17 protein-coding genes are annotated in these 17,338 nt (G+C 59.5%); 5 read left to right on the forward strand and 12 right to left on the reverse strand.

Translation table 11 applies throughout. The features are described 5' to 3' along the window. The first annotated feature begins 10 nt into the window (after positions 1 to 10). From ACIQU2_RS03265 to ACIQU2_RS03280, 4 genes are all read left to right on the forward strand, one after another. Positions 11 to 349, forward strand: coding sequence for a YbaB/EbfC family nucleoid-associated protein (locus ACIQU2_RS03265; protein ID WP_008028561.1), 339 nt, complete (start codon positions 11 to 13; stop codon positions 347 to 349). A gap of 263 nt (positions 350 to 612) precedes the next feature. Next, a complete protein-coding gene (locus ACIQU2_RS03270) occupies positions 613 to 1,647 on the forward strand; it encodes an NADP-dependent oxidoreductase (RefSeq protein WP_347802995.1) in 1,035 nt (344 codons plus the stop codon). Between the two features lie 65 nt (positions 1,648 to 1,712). After that, positions 1,713 to 2,315: a recombination mediator RecR gene (gene recR / locus ACIQU2_RS03275; RefSeq protein ID WP_033055661.1), complete on the forward strand. Its 603-nt coding sequence runs from the start codon at positions 1,713 to 1,715 to the stop codon at positions 2,313 to 2,315. 178 nt (positions 2,316 to 2,493) lie between these two features. After that, positions 2,494 to 3,642, forward strand: a complete 1,149-nt coding sequence (locus ACIQU2_RS03280) for an acyl-CoA dehydrogenase family protein (RefSeq protein ID WP_347802994.1) — start codon at positions 2,494 to 2,496, stop codon at positions 3,640 to 3,642. A 123-nt stretch (positions 3,643 to 3,765) separates the two neighbouring features. Here the strand turns inward: ACIQU2_RS03280 and ACIQU2_RS03285 are convergent, their stop codons facing one another. The 8 genes from ACIQU2_RS03285 to ccoG form a co-directional block, all read right to left on the reverse strand. Next, positions 3,766 to 4,314, reverse strand: coding sequence for an adenine phosphoribosyltransferase (locus ACIQU2_RS03285; RefSeq protein ID WP_134421759.1), 549 nt, complete (start codon positions 4,312 to 4,314; stop codon positions 3,766 to 3,768). A 79-nt stretch (positions 4,315 to 4,393) separates the two neighbouring features. Then, positions 4,394 to 5,128 (reverse strand): fumarate/nitrate reduction transcriptional regulator Fnr, encoded by a 735-nt coding sequence (gene fnr, locus ACIQU2_RS03290; protein ID WP_046047868.1) that lies wholly within the window; start codon positions 5,126 to 5,128, stop codon positions 4,394 to 4,396. Positions 5,129 to 5,257: 129 nt separating this feature from the next. Further along, positions 5,258 to 6,640: an oxygen-independent coproporphyrinogen III oxidase gene (hemN, locus tag ACIQU2_RS03295; protein ID WP_403138886.1), complete on the reverse strand. Its 1,383-nt coding sequence runs from the start codon at positions 6,638 to 6,640 to the stop codon at positions 5,258 to 5,260. A 180-nt stretch (positions 6,641 to 6,820) separates the two neighbouring features. After that, positions 6,821 to 7,504, reverse strand: coding sequence for a sulfite exporter TauE/SafE family protein (locus tag ACIQU2_RS03300; RefSeq protein WP_033055657.1), 684 nt, complete (start codon positions 7,502 to 7,504; stop codon positions 6,821 to 6,823). Continuing rightward, positions 7,497 to 7,715 (reverse strand): cbb3-type cytochrome oxidase assembly protein CcoS, encoded by a 219-nt coding sequence (gene ccoS, locus ACIQU2_RS03305; RefSeq protein WP_007905420.1) that lies wholly within the window; start codon positions 7,713 to 7,715, stop codon positions 7,497 to 7,499. The genes ACIQU2_RS03300 and ccoS overlap by 8 nt, the downstream gene beginning before the upstream one ends. A gap of 22 nt (positions 7,716 to 7,737) precedes the next feature. Further along, complete coding sequence (locus ACIQU2_RS03310; protein ID WP_403138561.1) at positions 7,738 to 10,188, reverse strand: heavy metal translocating P-type ATPase; 2,451 nt, start codon at positions 10,186 to 10,188, stop codon at positions 7,738 to 7,740. A gap of 133 nt (positions 10,189 to 10,321) precedes the next feature. Next, positions 10,322 to 10,855, reverse strand: coding sequence for a FixH family protein (locus tag ACIQU2_RS03315; protein ID WP_129442868.1), 534 nt, complete (start codon positions 10,853 to 10,855; stop codon positions 10,322 to 10,324). A gap of 11 nt (positions 10,856 to 10,866) precedes the next feature. Further along, positions 10,867 to 12,279 (reverse strand): cytochrome c oxidase accessory protein CcoG, encoded by a 1,413-nt coding sequence (gene ccoG, locus ACIQU2_RS03320; protein ID WP_403138562.1) that lies wholly within the window; start codon positions 12,277 to 12,279, stop codon positions 10,867 to 10,869. Positions 12,280 to 12,777: 498 nt separating this feature from the next. Here ccoG and ACIQU2_RS03325 point away from each other — a divergent pair, with 498 nt between their 5' ends. Then, a complete protein-coding gene (locus ACIQU2_RS03325; RefSeq protein WP_403138564.1) occupies positions 12,778 to 13,797 on the forward strand; it encodes a metallophosphoesterase family protein in 1,020 nt (339 codons plus the stop codon). Positions 13,798 to 13,876: 79 nt separating this feature from the next. Here the strand turns inward: ACIQU2_RS03325 and ccoP are convergent, their stop codons facing one another. Genes ccoP through ccoN form a run of 4 tightly spaced genes read right to left on the reverse strand, consistent with a single transcriptional unit; the run spans position 13,877 to position 17,098 of the window. After that, positions 13,877 to 14,860 carry a cytochrome-c oxidase, cbb3-type subunit III gene (gene ccoP / locus ACIQU2_RS03330; protein WP_403138565.1) on the reverse strand — a complete coding sequence of 328 codons (984 nt, stop codon included), beginning with the start codon at positions 14,858 to 14,860 and terminating at the stop codon, positions 13,877 to 13,879. Continuing rightward, positions 14,857 to 15,042 (reverse strand): CcoQ/FixQ family Cbb3-type cytochrome c oxidase assembly chaperone, encoded by a 186-nt coding sequence (locus ACIQU2_RS03335; RefSeq protein ID WP_003175465.1) that lies wholly within the window; start codon positions 15,040 to 15,042, stop codon positions 14,857 to 14,859. The genes ccoP and ACIQU2_RS03335 overlap by 4 nt, the downstream gene beginning before the upstream one ends. Before the next feature lie 5 nt (positions 15,043 to 15,047). After that, positions 15,048 to 15,656: a cytochrome-c oxidase, cbb3-type subunit II gene (ccoO, locus tag ACIQU2_RS03340; protein ID WP_131059970.1), complete on the reverse strand. Its 609-nt coding sequence runs from the start codon at positions 15,654 to 15,656 to the stop codon at positions 15,048 to 15,050. Continuing rightward, positions 15,656 to 17,098 carry a cytochrome-c oxidase, cbb3-type subunit I gene (ccoN, locus tag ACIQU2_RS03345; protein ID WP_347802987.1) on the reverse strand — a complete coding sequence of 481 codons (1,443 nt, stop codon included), beginning with the start codon at positions 17,096 to 17,098 and terminating at the stop codon, positions 15,656 to 15,658. The genes ccoO and ccoN overlap by 1 nt, the downstream gene beginning before the upstream one ends. Between the last annotated feature and the right edge of the window lie 240 nt (positions 17,099 to 17,338).

A 17,338-nucleotide genomic window follows, 5' to 3' on the forward strand; every position in this document is an offset into this window, starting at 1 on the left:
GGTGATTCCCATGATGAAAGGTGGCATGGCCGGCCTGATGAAGCAGGCACAGCAGATGCAGGAAAAAATGGCCAAGATGCAGGAAGAACTGGCCAACGCCGAAGTCACCGGTAAAGCCGGTGGCGATATGGTCACCGTGGTGATGACCGGTCGTCACGACGTCAAGCGCGTGACCATCGATCCAAGCCTGGTCGAAGGCTTGAGCGAAGACGACAAAGAGATGCTGGAGGCTGTGTTCGCCGCCGCCGTCAACGATGCCGTGCGCAAGATCGAAGCCAACAGCCAGGACAAAATGTCCGGCATGACCGCTGGCATGCAACTGCCACCGGGTATGAAACTGCCATTCTGATTCGCCAAAGCGCGTCGGATGGGCTACAAAAAAATGCCAGGCATCGCGCCTGGCATTTTTGTTTCTGCCAGTTGGAAATGTGCTGCCTTAAAGGCAGCCATCGCGGGCAAGTCCGCTCCCACAGGGATCACCTAAATCCTGTGGGAGCGTGGCTTGCCCGCGATGAAGTCACCTCGGTACAACTGACGAAACATCGAACGCCACACCGTCACAACGGTCTGCTCCCTATACCGTCGAATTCATCGATAAAAGGAGACGCTCACATGCCAGACGCATTGACCCTCAACCAACGTATCGTCCTGGCGTCCCGCCCGGTAGGCGCGCCGACGCCGGAGAATTTCCGCCTGGAGCGCGTTGCGCTACCGGACCTGGCCGACGGTCAGGTGCTGCTCAAGACCCTTTACCTGTCACTCGATCCCTACATGCGCGGACGCATGAGCGACGCGCCGTCCTACGCCGCTCCGGTTGAAATCGGCGAGGTGATGACCGGTGGCGCTGTCAGCCGGGTCGAGCGCTCGCTGAATCCGAAATTCCACGAAGGTGATCTGGTGGTCGGTTCTACCGGTTGGCAGAGCCACAGCCTCAGCGACGGTCGCGACATCATTCCGGTGCCGTCCGGGCTGCCGAGCCCGTCAATGGCGTTGGGCGTGTTGGGCATGCCCGGCATGACTGCGTATATGGGCCTGATGGACATCGGCCAGCCCAAGGCCGGCGAAACCCTGGTGGTTGCGGCTGCATCCGGCGCCGTGGGTTCGGTGGTCGGTCAGGTGGCGAAGATCAAGGGCCTGCGCGTGGTCGGCGTGGCCGGTGGTGCGGACAAGTGCCGGTATGTGGTCGATGAGCTGGGTTTTGATGCCTGCATCGATCACAAGAGCCCGAACTTCGCCGATGAATTGGCCAAGGCGTGCTCCGAAGGCATCGACATCTATTACGAAAACGTCGGCGGCAAGGTGTTCGATGCTGTGCTGCCGTTGCTCAAGCCCAAGGCGCGAATTCCACTCTGTGGTCTGATCGCGTCGTACAACGCTCACGAAGCACCGACCGGCCCGGATCGACTGCCGCAATTGCAACGCACGCTGCTGACCAAGCGCGTGCGAATCCAGGGCTTCATCGTGTTCGACGACTACGGTGATCGTCAGCCGGAATTCGTCAGCGCCATGGCGCCGTGGGTGCGCGACGGCAAGGTGAAGTTCCGCGAAGACGTGGTCGATGGCCTGGAGCAGGCACCCGAAGCGTTCATCGGTCTGCTGGAAGGACGCAACTTCGGGAAACTGGTTGTGCGGGTCGCCCAGGACTGAGTAATTGACGCTAAACAGAGGCGCGGGTATAAACCGCGTCTCGTTGTTTTGTCGGACTTTTCCCCATGAGCTTCAGCCCTTTGATTCGCCAACTGATCGACGCCCTGCGAATTTTGCCAGGTGTGGGTCAGAAAACTGCCCAACGCATGGCGTTGCAGCTGCTCGAGCGTGATCGCAGCGGCGGCTCGCGATTGGCCTTGGCGCTGAGCCAGGCCATGGAAGGGGTGGGCCATTGCCGGTTGTGCCGCACGCTGACTGAAGATGACCTCTGCCCGCAATGCGCCGATACCCGTCGCGACGACACTTTGCTCTGCGTGGTGGAGGGGCCGATGGACGTCTACGCGGTGGAGCAGACCGGTTTCCGTGGTCGTTACTTCGTGCTCAAGGGCCATCTGTCGCCACTCGACGGACTCGGGCCGGAAGCCATCGGTATTCCGCAGCTGCTGGCGCGGATCGAAGAGGCGGGCACGTTCACTGAAGTCATTCTCGCGACCAACCCGACCGTGGAAGGTGAGGCGACAGCGCATTACATTGCCCAATTGCTCAGCAACAAAGGCCTGATCGCCTCGCGTATCGCCCACGGCGTGCCATTGGGCGGCGAGCTGGAATTGGTGGATGGCGGGACGTTGGCGCATTCGTTTGCCGGGCGTAAGCCGATCGCTCTGTAATTGTTAAAAGCAAAAGATCGTCCGAACGCGGCCCGAGCCTTCGGCAGCTCCTACAGGTGTACGCATGCCATTGTAGGAGCTGCCGAAGGCTGCGATCTTTTGATCTTCCACACCTCCTTCACTTGAAAACCAAGCAAGCGCTCGGTTAACTTCGCTGAACCTTCAGTGGAGCTCGCCGATGCCTGCCTTTCAGGAATACTTCGACCACAGCCACCAATTGGTCCGCGACAGCGTCAGACGTTTCGTCGAGCGCGAGATCTTGCCAGACATCAACCAGTGGGAAGAAGCTGAAAGCTTCCCCCGTGAGCTCTACCAAAAGGCCGGTGCGGCGGGCATTCTGGGGATCGGTTACCCCGAAGCCTTGGGTGGCAGTCACGAAGGTGATCTGTTCGCCAAGGTCGCCGCCAGCGAAGAGCTGATGCGCTGTGGCTCCGGCGGCTTGGTGGCGGGGCTCGGCTCGCTGGACATCGGTCTGCCGCCGATCCTCAAGTGGGCCAGGCCTGAAGTCCGCGATCGCGTTGTGCCGCAGGTGCTCGCTGGCGAAAAGATCAGCGCCCTGGCCGTTACCGAGCCCAGCGGCGGCTCCGACGTCGCCAACCTGCAAACCCGTGCTGTGCGTGACGGCGAGTGCTACCGGGTCAGCGGCAGCAAAACCTTTATCACCAGTGGTGTCCGCGCGGATTTCTACACCGTCGCGGTGCGTACCGGTGCGCCGGGTTTCGGTGGCATCAGCCTGCTGTTGATCGAGAAGGGCACGCCCGGTTTCACCGTCGGCCGTCAGTTGAAGAAAATGGGTTGGTGGGCGTCGGACACTGCCGAACTGTTCTTCGACGATTGCCGGGTGCCGGTAGGAAATCTGATTGGTGCCGAAAACATGGGCTTCGCCTGCATCATGGGCAACTTCCAGAGCGAACGCCTGGCGCTGGCGCTAATGGCCAACATGACCGCGCAACTGGCGCTGGAAGAGAGCCTGAAATGGGCTCGCCAGCGTGAAGCATTCGGTAAACCCATCGGCAAGTTGCAGGTGCTCAAGCATCGCCTTGCCGAAATGGCCACGGCGCTGGAGGTGTCACGGGAATTCACCTACCGCCAGGCAGCGAAGATGGCGGCGGGGCAGAGTGTGATCAAGGAGATTTCCATGGCCAAGAATTTTGCGACTGACACGGCTGATCGGATTACTACGGATGCTGTGCAGATTTTGGGTGGCCTCGGTTATATGCGTGAGAGCCTGGTGGAGCGGCTGTACCGCGATAACCGGATTTTGTCGATCGGCGGCGGTACGCGGGAAGTGATGAACGAGATCATCAGTAAGCAGATGGGGCTTTAATCGGCGGTGTAGCGGCTGACGCTATCGCGAGCAAGCTCGCTCCCACAGTGGATTTTCGGTGTTCACACAATCCCTGTGGGAGCGAGCTTGCTCGCGATATAGGTAGTCCGTACAGACGCCGCCTTACTGCTCGCTCAACGCAAATTGCGTCAGGCAAAACGTCGGAATCCCCATATCTTCCAAACGCTGCGACCCGCCCAACTCTGGTAAATCAATGATCGCCGCCGCTTCATGAACACGGGCACCCATGCGTCGAACCAGGTTCGCCGCCGCAATCAGCGTCCCGCCCGTGGCGATCAGGTCATCGAACATCACCACCGAATCGCCCTCGCACAGGCTGTCAGCGTGGACTTCGAGGAAGGCTTCGCCGTATTCGGTCGCATAACCCTCGGCCAGTACGTCGGCCGGCAGTTTGCCTTGCTTGCGGAACAGCACCAGTGGCTTGTTCAGCTGATAGGCCAGGACCGAACCGATCAGAAAACCACGCGCGTCCATCGCACCGATGTGGGTAAAGTCAGCCTCGACATAACGATGGGCGAAGCTGTCCATCACCAGGCGCAGGGCCGTGGGCGACTGGAACAATGGGGTAATGTCGCGAAAGATCACGCCCGGCTTGGGAAAGTCGATCACAGGGCGGATGAGGGATTTGATGTCGAAGGAGTCGAAGGCCATAGTCGAAGAATCCTGGCAGGCTGCAAACGACGCAGTATAACGGCGGCTGAACCGTTTCGCTCAGCCGCCATCGCCAAAATCAGCCGTCTAGCGAGCCGCCGGCCAGGGCGCAGAGCTGGATCGGGTCGAGGATGTGGATTTCCTTGCCTTCAGCAGCAATCAGTTCGTTTTGCTGGAAGCGCGTGAACACCCGGGACACGGTTTCCACCGCCAGGCCCAGGTAATTGCCGATTTCGTTGCGCGACATGCTCAGTCGGAACTGGTTGGCCGAGAAACCACGGGCGCGGAAACGGGCCGACAGGTTGACCAGGAACGTGGCGATGCGCTCGTCGGCAGTTTTTTTCGACAGCAGCAACATCATTTGCTGATCGTCGCGAATCTCGCGACTCATCACGCGCATCAACTGACGGCGCAGTTGCGGCAGTTGCAGCGCCAGTTCGTCGAGGCGTTCGAAAGGGATTTCACACACCGATGTGGTTTCCATGGCTTGCGCCGAGACCGGGTGTTTTTCGGTGTCCATGCCCGACAGACCGACCAGTTCGCTCGGCAGGTGGAAACCGGTGAGTTGTTCTTCACCGCCATCGCTCAGGCTGAAGGTCTTCAGGGCGCCAGAGCGTACTGCATAAACGGAATCAAACGTGTCGCCCTGGCGGAACAGGAATTCGCCCTTTTTCAGCGGGCGGCCACGTTTAACGATTTCGTCCAGCGCATCCATGTCTTCCAGATTCAAAGAAAGTGGCAAGCAGAGGGGGGCCAGGCTGCAATCCTTGCAATGGGCCTGACTATGAGCGCGCAGCTTTACTGGCTCGGACATTTCTTCAATCCTTGTGGGAAAACACACATAAGCCGTAAGGGTAACCCACGGGAGGACATTCAGGCACGCGGCGATTTTGTCGCAGGGTCGTAAAGTCGGCGTTTCGCAGACCGGCCAGTGAGGTGATGGCTAGATCACCCGCGAAAACCGCTGGCGATTTTGCTGTTCCAGGTATGCGTCGAACACCATGCACACCGAACGCACCAGCAATCGTCCGGCGGGCAGTACGGTGATACGTTTGTTATCAAGTTCGATCAGGCCGTCGTCGGCCATTCCCTGCAACTGCGGCCAAAGTTCGCCGAAGTAGCCCTGAAAGTCGATGTTGAAGGCGTGTTCGATCTCGGCGAATTCCAGGCTGAAATTACAGATCAGTTGTTGGATGACCGCACGTCGCAGGCGGTCATCGGCGTTGCACAGCAGACCACGACTGGTGGCCAGTTGCGCGCTGGCCAGCGTGTTCTGGTACTGATTCAGGTCGCTGCTGTTCTGGCAATACAAGTCGCCGATCTGGCTGATGGCCGACACGCCCAGGCCAATCAGGTCGCAGTGACCGTGGGTGGTGTAGCCCTGGAAGTTGCGTTGCAGGGTCGATTCTTCCTGAGCAATCGCCAGTTCATCGTCGGGTAGCGCGAAGTGGTCCATGCCGATGTAGCGGTAACCGGCCTGGGTCAGCTGCTCGATGGTGCCCTGGAGTATTTCCAGTTTTTGCGCCGGTGTCGGTAGCTCGTCGCTGTTGATTCGTCGTTGCGGCATGAAGCGTTCCGGCAGGTGCGCGTAGTTGAACACCGAGAGGCGGTCCGGTTGCAGGTTGATCACTTCATCGACGGTGCGGGCGAAATTCTCGGGTGTCTGCCTTGGCAAGCCGTAGATCAGGTCAATGTTGATCGAGCGAAACTGCAGCGTGCGGGCAGCGTCGATCACCGCGCGGGTTTCTTCCAGGCTTTGCAGGCGATTGACCGCCCGTTGCACCGCCGGGTCGAGGTCTTGCAGGCCGATACTGACCCGATTGAATCCCAGCTCACGGAGCAGGCCCATGGTCGACCAGTCGGCTTCGCGAGGGTCGATTTCGATGCCGTAGTCGCCGGAATCGTCGTCCAGCAAGTTGAAGCTTTTGCGCAACTGGGCCATCAGCTGGCGCAGTTCATCGTGACTGAGAAAGGTCGGGGTGCCGCCGCCGAAATGCAGTTGCTCGACTTTTTGCGTGGGGTCGAGGTGGCAGGCGATCAGCTGGATTTCCTGCTCAAGGCGTTGCAAATAGGGCTGGGCCCGGCCGCGGTCCTTGGTGATGACTTTATTGCAGGCGCAGTAGTAGCAAATGTTCGCGCAGAACGGCACGTGCACATACAGCGATAACGGGCGCAGGGCTTTACGGCTGTCGCGCAGGGCGTGGAACAGGTCGAACGTGCCGACCTGACCGTCGAATTGCACCGCGGTCGGGTAGGAGGTGTAGCGCGGTCCCGCCAGGTCGTAACGGCGGATCAGATCGGTGTCCCAACGAATGGCGTCGAGCATCATGCGGGCATTCCCCGGATAGGCTGGCAGTGTCAGCGAGTCTAGGGGGCGCGGCGGTGGGGCATGTTGATTTGCATCAACGGGCTTCAAGATCAAAAGATCGCAGCCTTCGGCAGCTCCTACAGGTGTACGCCAATCCATGTAGGAGCTGCCGAAGGCTGCGATCTTTTGATCTTTGCTTTAATGCCCCATGAGCCAATGCTGATGCGGCCCCGGCAAGGTCCAGATGCCGAACAGGATCACCAGTAGTCCGCCCGTCATCCGCACGCTACGTTTGCGTAACAACGCCGTGACCCGCTCAGCCGCCAACCCCGTGGCGAGTAACACCGGCCATGTGCCGAGCCCGAACGCGAGCATCAAAAGCGCACTGTCCAGCGCATTGCCCTGACTCGCCGACCACAGCAACGTGCTGTAAACCAATCCGCACGGCAGCCAGCCCCAGAGCGCGCCCAGCAGTAACGCGCGGGGTACGCTCGACACCGGCAGCAGTTTATTGGCAACCGGCTGGATGTGCCGCCACAGGCCGCGACCGAGGCTTTCGATGCGGGTCAGGCCGCTCCACCAGCCGGCGAGGTACAGACCCATGGCGACCAACAGTAATCCGGCGATGACGCGCATGAACATCGCCGCCGGGCTGTTGGCCACCGCCCAGCCCGCCAGGCCGATCAGCAGGCCGGCCGTTGCATAGCTGAGAATTCGCCCCAGGTTGTAGGCCAGCAGCAGTCGAAAGCGACGGCTGCGTTGCTCCTTGGGAATCGCCAGGGTCAACGCGCCCATCAAGCCGCCGCACATGCCCAGGCAATGCCCGCCACCAAGCAGACCGAGAATCACCGCAGACACCAGCAGCGGCGCCAACTCAAGCATGGGGTGGCGCCTTATCGTCCGGTTTGGCCGGATGACCGCTGGCTTCGTCGACTGCGGCCTTGTGGTTCGGATCCTGGTCGTCAAACAGGATGCTGTGGGCCGGGCCGTCAAGGTCGTCGTACTGACCGCTGTCGACTGCCCAGAAGAAGATATAAATAGCGATGGCCACGATCAGCAGCGCGGCTGGGATCATCACGTAGAGAGCTGGCATCTGGACTCCATGCCCGCGCGGCTCAGGCCGGCAGCGGACGGGTTTCTGGCGTGGCGCTGACCGCAGGCGTGTTTGGCATGCGAGTCAGGCGCAGGGCGTTCAGCACCACGGTCAACGAACTGATGGACATGCCGACCGCGGCCCATACCGGAGTGATCCAGCCGAGGGCGGCGAACGGCAACATGAGGCCATTGTACAGCCCGGCCCACAGCAGGTTCTCGATGATTACCCGGCGGGTGCGTCGAGCCAGGCTAAAGGCTTGGACCAATGCATCGAGGCGGTTCGACAGCAGTACGGCGTCGGCACTGGTTTTCGCCAGATCGGTGGCCGAACCCATGGCCACGCTGATGTCGGCGGCGGCCAGCACTGGCACGTCGTTGACTCCGTCACCGAGCATCAACACCTTGCGGCCTTCCTTGTGCAGCTGTTGCAGGACCTGCAATTTGTCGTCCGGGCGCAAGCCGCCTCGGGCTTCATCGATGCCCAGTTCCGCGGCGACACTGGCGACCATCGGCGAGCTGTCGCCGGACAGCAGCAATGTGCGCCAGCCGCGAGCCTTGCAGGCGGCGAGCAGGGCGGGTGCATCGGCACGCAGACGGTCGTCGAGAACAAACCATGCCAACGGTCCCTGGCTGTCGCCGAGCAACAGCCATTGGCCGGCTTCATCCGGCATCGATGGCACGGCAGCGTCACTGAGTTCACAGACAAAACCCGGTTGGCCGATGCGCAGGCGTTGCTCACCGACCAACCCTTCGAGGCCCAGCCCCGGCGTGCTGTGGACTTCTTCGGCGGCCAGCGGTGCCCGGCCAAACGCGCGGGCGATCGGGTGTTCGGAGCGGTTTTCCAGTGCCGCGGCGAGGCTCAGGCATTGATCGCTGTTGAGTTCGCCGAGCGGGCGGATCGAACGCAGCGCCAGGCGCCCTTCGGTAAGCGTGCCGGTCTTGTCGAAAATTACCGTGTCGATCTGGTTCAGGCCTTCCAGCACATGGCCGCGAGTCAGCAGCAAACCCAGTTTGTGCAGCGTTCCGGTGGCGGCAGTGAGGGCGGTTGGCGTGGCCAGGGACAGGGCGCACGGGCATGTCGCAACGAGCATCGCCAACACAATCCAGAAGGCTCGCGACGAATCCAGTTCCCACCAGATCAGGCCGATGACGGCAGCGGCAATCAGCGACAGCAGCAGGAACCATTGCGCGGCGCGGTCGGCAATTTCCGCCAGTCGCGGCTTCTCGGCCTGAGCACGATCCAGCAGGCGGACGATGGCGGACAGTCGGGTATCTTGACCCAGCGCCAGGACTTCCACGGTCAGCGCACCTTCGACGTTCAAGGTGCCGGCGGTGACGGCATCGCCCGGCGTGCGCGGTTGCGGCAGGTATTCGCCGGTGAGCAGGGATTCGTCGATGCTCGACTGGCCTTCGAGGATCTTGCCGTCAGCCGGGAGGATCGCGCCGGGGTGCACCAGCACCTGATCACCCACGCGCAGTTCACTCAGCAGGATTCGCTCACTCTGGCCGTCGGCACTCAGGCGCAGACACGAGGCGGGCAATAGATTGACGAGTTGTGCGGTGGCGGCGGCGGTGCGTTCGCGGGCGCGACGTTCCAGATAACGCCCGGCCAGCAGGAACAGCGCGAACATGCCGACCGCATCGAAATACAGCTCACCGACGCCGGTGATCGAGGTCCAGATCCCTGCGATGTAGGCGCTGCCAATCGCCAGCGACACCGAGACGTCCATGGTCAGGTGGCGGGTGCGCAAGTCGCGCATGGCGCCTTTGAAGAATGGCGCGCAGCTGTAGAACACGATCGGTGTGGTGAGGAACAGCGCGACCCAACGCAGGATGGTGTGCAGCTCTGGGCTGAGGTCGATGTTGAATTCCGGCCAGGTGGCCATGGTCGCCATCATCGCCTGGAACCACAGCAGCCCGGCCACGCCAAGTTGGCGCAGGGCCAGGCGGTTTTCGCTGGCCAGTTGTTCACTGGCGCGGTCGGCCTGATAGGGGTGGGCGGCGTAACCGATGTGGCGCAATTCGCTGAGTACCTGGCTCAGCGGCAGTTGCGCATTGGCCCATCGTACGTGCAGGCGATGGTTGGACAGGTTCAGGCGCGCTTCGGCTACCGCCGGCAAGCCACGCAGGTGTTTCTCGATCAGCCAGCCGCAGGCGGCGCAACTGATGCCTTCCATCAACAGGGTGGTTTCGGCGAGTTCGCCTTCGTGGCGAACGAAGGGGGCTTGCACGTCGGCACGGTCGTACAGCGCCAGTTCGTCCACCAACTGCACCGGCAGCGCTTCGGGGTTGGCCGATGACTCGCTGCGATGCTGGTAATAGGTTTCCAGTCCGCCGGCCACGATGGCTTCGGCCACGGCCTGACAACCCGGGCAGCAGAACTCGCGGGTTTCACCGAGGACGGCAGCGGTGAAGCGGCTGCCGGCCGGGACGGGCAGGGCGCAGTGGTAGCAGGGGAGTGGAGTGGTCATGAGGAGAAGTCTATATCGTCCGGGAAAGGCTCATGCCTGTAGGAGCTGACGAGTGAAACGAGGCTGCGATCTTTTGATGTTGTTTTGAAAGAGCAAGATCAAAAGATCGCAGCCTCGTTTCACTCGACAACTCCTACAAGTGTTCGGCGCCTTGCAGCGGTTCATCACCCAGCAGGAGATCCTTGTCATGGCTGACCTGTTCTTCTTCGAACATGCGCCAGGTCTTGTCATCCTGTACGCCCAGCAGTTCTACAAAGCGTCGACCGTCGACCTTGTCGTTCAACTGGCCAATGTAGCGGCCCTGTTCGGTTTCGCTGCGTGCCAGGGTGATTTTGCGATCCTTCTCCGGCTGGGTCGGCGAGATCAGGTTCAGCTCCAGGGTTTTCGGTTGGCTGTTGCCGCTCAGGCGCAGGTCGACTTCGCCGGTCACGTCGTCCAGATGAACGCTGGCGCGCAGCAGCAGGGTCTGCGCCAGCAGTTCACGGTCGAGGGAGCGGTTGATCCCTTTGCCGGCCTCGTAATAGTTGTCGTTGACCAGGTTGTCCGGGTTGTTCACCGCGATCGTCACCATGGACAAGGTCAGGGTCACGGAACACGCCAGGATGGCGATGATGATCCACGGCCAAAGGTGCTTGTACCAGGGACTTGCGGCAGTTGCTGTGGGCATGATCACTTCTCTCAACGAACTTGTGGGCCGATGAACCGGCTCTTGGCTTCAATGTGGACGCTGTCGTCATCGGCATCCTTGAGGATGAATATCACCTCGTTGGTGCTCGATGGCAGTTTCTCCGGTGCGCTGGACAGTTCGACCGGCTGGCTGAAAATCTCCCCGGCGGCGACCTTGATCTCGCGCTTGCCTTGCAGCTTGAGGTCCGGCAGGCCAGCGGCTTCGAGCACGTAGGTGTGGTCGCGCTGATCCTTGTTCATGATCTTCAGGCTGTAGACGTTTTCGATCCGGCCTTCGGCATTTTCGCGATACAACACGCGGTCTTTGCTGACGTCGAAACCGACCAGCGAACGCATGAAGAACGCGGTCATCAGCAAAGCGATCATCGCCAGCAGGACCGTGGCATAGCCGATCAGGCGCGGACGCAGTTTATTGGTTTTTTGCCCGGACAGGTTGTGCTCGGTGGTGTAGCTGATCAGGCCGCGCGGGTAGTCCATCTTGTCCATGATGCTGTCGCAGGCATCGATGCAGGCCGCACAGCCGATGCATTCGACTTGCAGGCCATCGCGGATGTCGATACCGGTCGGGCAGACCTGGACGCACATGGTGCAGTCGATGCAGTCGCCCAGGCCCATGGCCTTGTAGTCGACACCTTTCTTGCGCGGCCCGCGGCCTTCACCACGACGCGGGTCGTAGGAAACGATCAGGGTGTCTTTATCGAACATCACGCTCTGGAAGCGCGCGTACGGGCACATGTAAATGCACACCTGCTCGCGCAACCAGCCGGCATTGCCGTAGGTGGCGAGGGTGAAGAAACCGACCCAGAAATACGACCAGCCGTCGGCTTCGCCGGTGAAGAAGTCGATGGTCAGTTCGCGGATCGGCGAGAAGTAACCCACGAAGGTCATGCCGGTCACGAAGCCGATCAACAGCCACATCGTGTGTTTGCTGAATTTGCGCAGGAATTTGTTGGCGCTCATGGGCGCTTTGTCGAGCTTGATGCGCTGGTTGCGGTCGCCTTCGGTGACCTTCTCGCACCACATGAAAATCCAGGTCCAGACACTTTGCGGGCAGGTATAGCCGCACCAGACCCGCCCGGCGTACACGGTAATGAAGAACAGGCCGAAGGCGCTGACGATCAGGATCCCCGAGAGCAGGATGAAGTCCTGAGGCCAGAAGGTTGCGCCAAAGATGAAGAATTTGCGTTCCGGCAGGTTCCACCAGACGGCCTGATGGCCACCCCAGCTCAGCCAGACCGTACCGAAATACAGCAGAAACAGCCCGGCACCACCCATCATCCGCAGGTTGCGGAACAGGCCGGTGAAGGCGCGGGTGTAGATTTTTTCTCGAGAGGCATAGAGGTCGACGCTGTTGTTCGCGTTCTTGGCAGGGGTGACGTCGTGTACCGGAATCTGGTTGCTCATCATTGCATCCCACGGCAGTGGAAAAATGCCCCGGTCAGTACGTGCCGACCGCGGTCAAAAAGAGGTGTTGCAGTGGCGCAATGATACGCCTGTCGCTCTAGGTCAAGGGTGCGACCTTTGGTCGCGTTGGGGAAAATTCGTGGATGGTGTAGCAAATGTAACAAGTCGTGATGCAGATCAATTGACTTGTTCAGTATGGACGGTTTTTCGCGTCCTGCCTTCCACACACTATCCGCCTGTTTCGGCGAGCCTGAGGGCATGCTGGCGATTCAATGACTGTTATGAGTCTGTTGTTTTAATCTTCGTATTATTATTGTTGGAGTGCTTATATAAGGGGGGTTGCGGGTGGTTCTGTAGATGCGTTAATTGTTGGTTGGAAATATAGTTATTTAATTGTCGCGTGTTGGATGTTTGTGTGTGTTCGAGGTCTGTTATATGTTCGTGTTCAGGCAAGTTGCCTGTCGCTCTATTATTAATGTTAGATGGAAATGGAATTCTATGAACTTATCAAACTCTGGCAGTTTGCTGGCGTGTCTGGCCTTTGCTGTCATGACGCCTTTTGCGCATTCGGCACCAACAACTGTATCTCCGATGGATATGGTGTTTACCTCCGATCCGCAATATCCGTGGACTGAGAAAACCGATGCCGGTGAAACCCAGACCGACTCGTATCGGGATTCGCGCTCTAAGTGGCTGATCGAAACCCAATATGATGATATTGCCAATTTCAGGCAGAACTTCGGCGGCGCCGCGCGGGTGCCGGTGATGATCAACGGCGATATCACTGCCTTTGGCCATGGCTGGCAGCGCTCGGTGGTCAAGTCGATTCTAGACAGTAAACTGCTCGGCCTGTATGACTATGGTCTGGGTAATCACGACTATGAGAATAATGTCGATGATTGCCTTTTTAATAATTGTGCCGCAGGGAGTGTTGAGGACTTTCTGGCACGCTATACCGGTAAAAATGGCAGGGCCGACAGCATTGATGTTCAACTGACGGAGGAGGGTGCCGTAAAGAAAAGGGTGTCTGGCAGTCTGGCTTACTCCAAGAATTTTGGAGATGTTCATATGGTGCAGCTAAATAATGAGCCTACTTACTCGGTTAGCTTCACCGCTTATGACTGGCTTGTGCCGAAGAGCTATCACCTGACGGACGCACTTGACTGGCTGGAGCAGGATCTGAAGGCCGCTCGGGAAAGAGGCCAGATCATTATTTTGAATATGCATAAGCCCAAGTGGGATGGCAGTGACCAGCAGTTGAGTCGCTTCAGTAAGATGATCAAAGATTACAAGGTGACCGCGGTGTTTGCCGGGCACTATCACTGGTTTAGTGGCCAATACAAAAGCGCCTCCAGCGAGTTTGGTGGCGTGCCATTGTTCCTGAGTGGGGCGGCTTCGCAACAGACGTATCTGATTGCGAGCTTCTCCAGGGAAAGGGACAAGTTGATGGTCTACCGCGTGACGGGCAATAACTGGCCGAGTCGCAAGCTTGAGTCGACCATTGCGGTTCAGCGCTAAGTCGCACAGATCCTGAAACCAAAACGGCCCCGCCAATTCTCACTGGCGGGGCCGTTTGTGTTGCGGTCAAGCGTTTGCCTTACTGGGCGTCCGCCACGGGCGCTTTCTCACCGTGAGACAGGCTGTAGACGTAAGCGGCCAGCAGGTGAACCTTGTCGTTGCCTTGCAGCTGTTCTTGCGCAGGCATCTGGCCCTGACGGCCGTAACGGATGGTCTGCTGCAGTTGAGCGAAGCTCGAACCGTAGATAAACGCTGCCGGGTGGGTCAGGTTAGGTGCGCCCATTGCTGGCGTGCCTTTGCCTTCCGGACCATGGCACACCGCGCAGTTGGCAGCGAACAGCTTCTGGCCGGCTACCGGGTCAGCCTTGGTGCCTTCCGGCAGTTTGCGGCCATCGAGGTTGGTCAGTACGAACGCGGCAACGTTCGCAACGCCTTGCTCGCCGATCACTTCAGCCCACGCCGGCATGACCGCGTGACGACCGCCCATGATGGTGGTCTTGATGGTTTCCGCTTCGCCGCCCCAGCGCCAGTCGGCGTCGGTCAGGTTAGGGAAGCCATAAGCGCCTTTAGCGTCAGAACCGTGGCAGACCGAGCAGTTGGAGGCGAACAGGCGACCACCCATCTTCAGGGCTTGCGGGTCCTTGGCGACTTCTTCAATCGGCATGGAAGCGAACTTGGCGAAGATCGGGCCGAACTTGGCGTCCGACTTGGCCATTTCCTTTTCCCACTCGTGAACGCCGGTCCAGCCGGTCTGGCCGTTGGCGAACGCGGTCTGCTTGTCGTTATCGAGGTAGTTGTAACCCGGCAACAGGCCTTTCCAATTACCCAGGCCCGGGTACAGCACCAGGTAGCCCAGGGCGAAGATGATGGTGCCCACGAACAGCATGAACCACCATTTCGGCAGTGGGTTGTCGTACTCCTCGATCCCGTCGAAGGAGTGGCCAACCGTTTCTTCGGTGGCTTCGCTGCGCTGGCCCTTGCGGGTGGACAGCAGCAGCCAGGTCAGGGCGAAGATCGTGCCGAGACTGAGGACTGTGACGTACAGACTCCAGAACGTAGTCATTCTTTGTTACTCCTAGAAGCTTGCTCGACGTGCTTGATGGCTTCGGGATCATCCGCGAAAGGCAGCAAGGTCGCGTCTTCAAACTCCGACTTGCGCTTGGGGCTGAATACCCACAACGCCAGACCGATGAAGGCCACCATCACAACAACGGTGCCCAGGCCACGAATCATCCCGATATCCATCTAAATCACCGTTTGCTTTTGATGATGGTGCCCAGGCCTTGCAGATAGGCCACCAGCGCGTCCATTTCGGTTTTGCCCTTCACAGCATCCTTGGCGCCGGCGATGTCTTCGTCGGTGTAAGGGACGCCGAGCGTGCGCAAGACTTCCAGTTTCTTGGCGGTGTCTTTGCCGTCGAGCTTGTTTTCCACGAGGAACGGGTAGGCGGGCATTTTCGACTCAGGCACTACGTTGCGCGGGTTGTACAAGTGCGCACGCTGCCAGTCATCGGAGTAACGACCACCGACACGGGCCAGGTCTGGACCGGTACGCTTGGAGCCCCACAGGAACGGGTGGTCCCAGACGCTTTCACCGGCGACCGAGTAGTGGCCGTAACGTTCGGTTTCAGCACGGAACGGGCGGATCATCTGCGAGTGGCAGCCGACACAACCGTTGGCGATATAGACGTCGCGTCCTTCAACTTCAAGGGCGGTGCGAGGCTTCATGCCCTCGACCGGTTTGTTGGTGACGTCCTGGAAAAACAGCGGAACGATCTGGGTCAGGCCGCCGATGCTGACGGCGATAACCATGAAGAAGGCCAGCAGGCCAATATTCTTCTCGACTGCTTCATGCTTCATCAGTGAGCTCCAACTACAGCAATCTGTTCAGCAGCTTTGGCTTCAGCCGGGTTCGAGGCACGTACGGTACGCCATACGTTGTAGGCCATGAACAGCATGCCGCTGGCGAAGAACGCACCGCCCAGGGCGCGAACGATGAAACCAGGATGGCTGGCTTGCAGCGCTTCGACGAACGAGTAGGTGAGGGTGCCGTCGTCGTTGATTGCACGCCACATCAGACCCTGGGTAATGCCGTTGACCCACATCGAAGCGATGTACAGAACGGTACCGATGGTCGCGAGCCAGAAGTGCGTATTGATCAGGCCGATGCTGTGCATCTGCACACGACCGAACAGTTTCGGGATCATGTGGTAGATGGCGCCGATCGAGATCATCGCTACCCAGCCCAAAGCACCGGCGTGTACGTGGCCGATGGTCCAGTCAGTGTAGTGAGACAGCGAGTTGACGGTCTTGATGGCCATCATCGGGCCTTCGAAGGTCGACATGCCGTAGAAGGCCAGCGACACAACGAGGAAGCGCAGGATCGGGTCGGTGCGCAGCTTATGCCAGGCGCCCGACAGGGTCATCATGCCGTTGATCATGCCGCCCCAGCTTGGTGCCAGCAGGATGATCGACATCGCCATGCCCAGCGACTGAGCCCAGTCCGGCAGCGCAGTGTAGTGCAGGTGGTGCGGACCGGCCCAGATGTACAGGGTGATCAGCGCCCAGAAGTGCACGATCGACAGGCGATAGGAGTAGATCGGACGCTCGGCCTGCTTCGGAACGAAGTAATACATCATCCCCAGGAAGCCGGTGGTCAGGAAGAAACCGACCGCGTTGTGGCCGTACCACCACTGGATCATCGCGTCAGTCGCACCGGCGTAGGCCGAGTAGGACTTGAACAAGCTGACCGGCAGGGAGGCGTGGTTGACGATGTGCAGCATCGCGGTCACAACGATGAAGGCACCGTAGAACCAGTTACCCACATAGATGTGCTTGGTTTTGCGCTTGGTGATGGTGCCGAAGAACACCAGACCGTAAGTAACCCAGACGATGGCCAGCAGAATAGCCAGGGGCCATTCCAGTTCCGCGTATTCCTTGGTGGTGGTGTAACCCAGCGGCAAGGTAACGATCGCGCCGACGATCACCGCTTGCCAACCCCAGAAGGTGAAGGCGGCGAGGCGGTCGGAAATCAGTCGCGTTTGGCAGGTTCGCTGCACGACGTAATAAGAAGTGGCAAACAGTGCACAACCACCGAAGGCGAAAATCACCAGGTTGGTGTGCAACGGGCGTAAGCGTCCAAAAGTCGTCCACGGCAGACCGAAGTTCAATTCCGGCCATACAAGCTGTGAGGCGATGAAGACACCTAGCCCCATGCCAAGGATCCCCCAGACCACCGTCATGATGGCGAACTGGCGGACTACCTTATAGTTATAAGCAGTCGGACTGATTGCTGTGCTCATTCTAAGGTTCCACGGTTTGGGTGTTTTATTAGGAGTAAAAATCGGCCGCAAGTATGGAGAAAGCGGGGGGTCATTGCAACGCGCCATGACCTGGGTCAATGCTTTCAAAAGCTGATTCTGCGGCCTTTCCATGCGCCGCGTAAGGACAAAATTGCCCAAGGACAAAATGTCGCAGCAGACGAAAATGGTGAGAGGGTCAGGTCGGATGTAACGGGGTGTGTTCAAACATAACGATCGGGT

The organism is Pseudomonas sp. NPDC098740, from assembly GCF_044760065.1.
Lineage (GTDB): Bacteria > Pseudomonadota > Gammaproteobacteria > Pseudomonadales > Pseudomonadaceae > Aquipseudomonas > Aquipseudomonas rossensis.

Bases quoted from the DNA above. Each gene is read 5' to 3' on its own strand.
- ACIQU2_RS03265 (WP_008028561.1), top strand. From the start codon at position 11: ATGATGAAAGGTGGCATGGCCGGCCTGATGAAGCAGGCACAGCAGATG.
- ACIQU2_RS03280 (WP_347802994.1), top strand. From the start codon at position 2,494: ATGCCTGCCTTTCAGGAATACTTCGACCACAGCCACCAATTGGTCCGC.
- ACIQU2_RS03270 (WP_347802995.1), top strand. From the start codon at position 613: ATGCCAGACGCATTGACCCTCAACCAACGTATCGTCCTGGCGTCCCGC.
- fnr (WP_046047868.1), bottom strand. From the start codon at position 5,128: ATGTCCGAGCCAGTAAAGCTGCGCGCTCATAGTCAGGCCCATTGCAAG.
- ccoG (WP_403138562.1), bottom strand. From the start codon at position 12,279: ATGAGCAACCAGATTCCGGTACACGACGTCACCCCTGCCAAGAACGCG.
- ccoO (WP_131059970.1), bottom strand. From the start codon at position 15,656: ATGAAGCATGAAGCAGTCGAGAAGAATATTGGCCTGCTGGCCTTCTTC.
- ACIQU2_RS03285 (WP_134421759.1), bottom strand. From the start codon at position 4,314: ATGGCCTTCGACTCCTTCGACATCAAATCCCTCATCCGCCCTGTGATC.
- ACIQU2_RS03300 (WP_033055657.1), bottom strand. From the start codon at position 7,504: ATGCTTGAGTTGGCGCCGCTGCTGGTGTCTGCGGTGATTCTCGGTCTG.
- ccoP (WP_403138565.1), bottom strand. From the start codon at position 14,860: ATGACTACGTTCTGGAGTCTGTACGTCACAGTCCTCAGTCTCGGCACG.
- ccoS (WP_007905420.1), bottom strand. From the start codon at position 7,715: ATGCCAGCTCTCTACGTGATGATCCCAGCCGCGCTGCTGATCGTGGCC.
- ccoN (WP_347802987.1), bottom strand. From the start codon at position 17,098: ATGAGCACAGCAATCAGTCCGACTGCTTATAACTATAAGGTAGTCCGC.
- recR (WP_033055661.1), top strand. From the start codon at position 1,713: ATGAGCTTCAGCCCTTTGATTCGCCAACTGATCGACGCCCTGCGAATT.
- ACIQU2_RS03335 (WP_003175465.1), bottom strand. From the start codon at position 15,042: ATGGATATCGGGATGATTCGTGGCCTGGGCACCGTTGTTGTGATGGTG.
- ACIQU2_RS03310 (WP_403138561.1), bottom strand. From the start codon at position 10,188: ATGACCACTCCACTCCCCTGCTACCACTGCGCCCTGCCCGTCCCGGCC.
- ACIQU2_RS03325 (WP_403138564.1), top strand. From the start codon at position 12,778: ATGAACTTATCAAACTCTGGCAGTTTGCTGGCGTGTCTGGCCTTTGCT.
- hemN (WP_403138886.1), bottom strand. From the start codon at position 6,640: ATGCTCGACGCCATTCGTTGGGACACCGATCTGATCCGCCGTTACGAC.
- ACIQU2_RS03315 (WP_129442868.1), bottom strand. From the start codon at position 10,855: ATGCCCACAGCAACTGCCGCAAGTCCCTGGTACAAGCACCTTTGGCCG.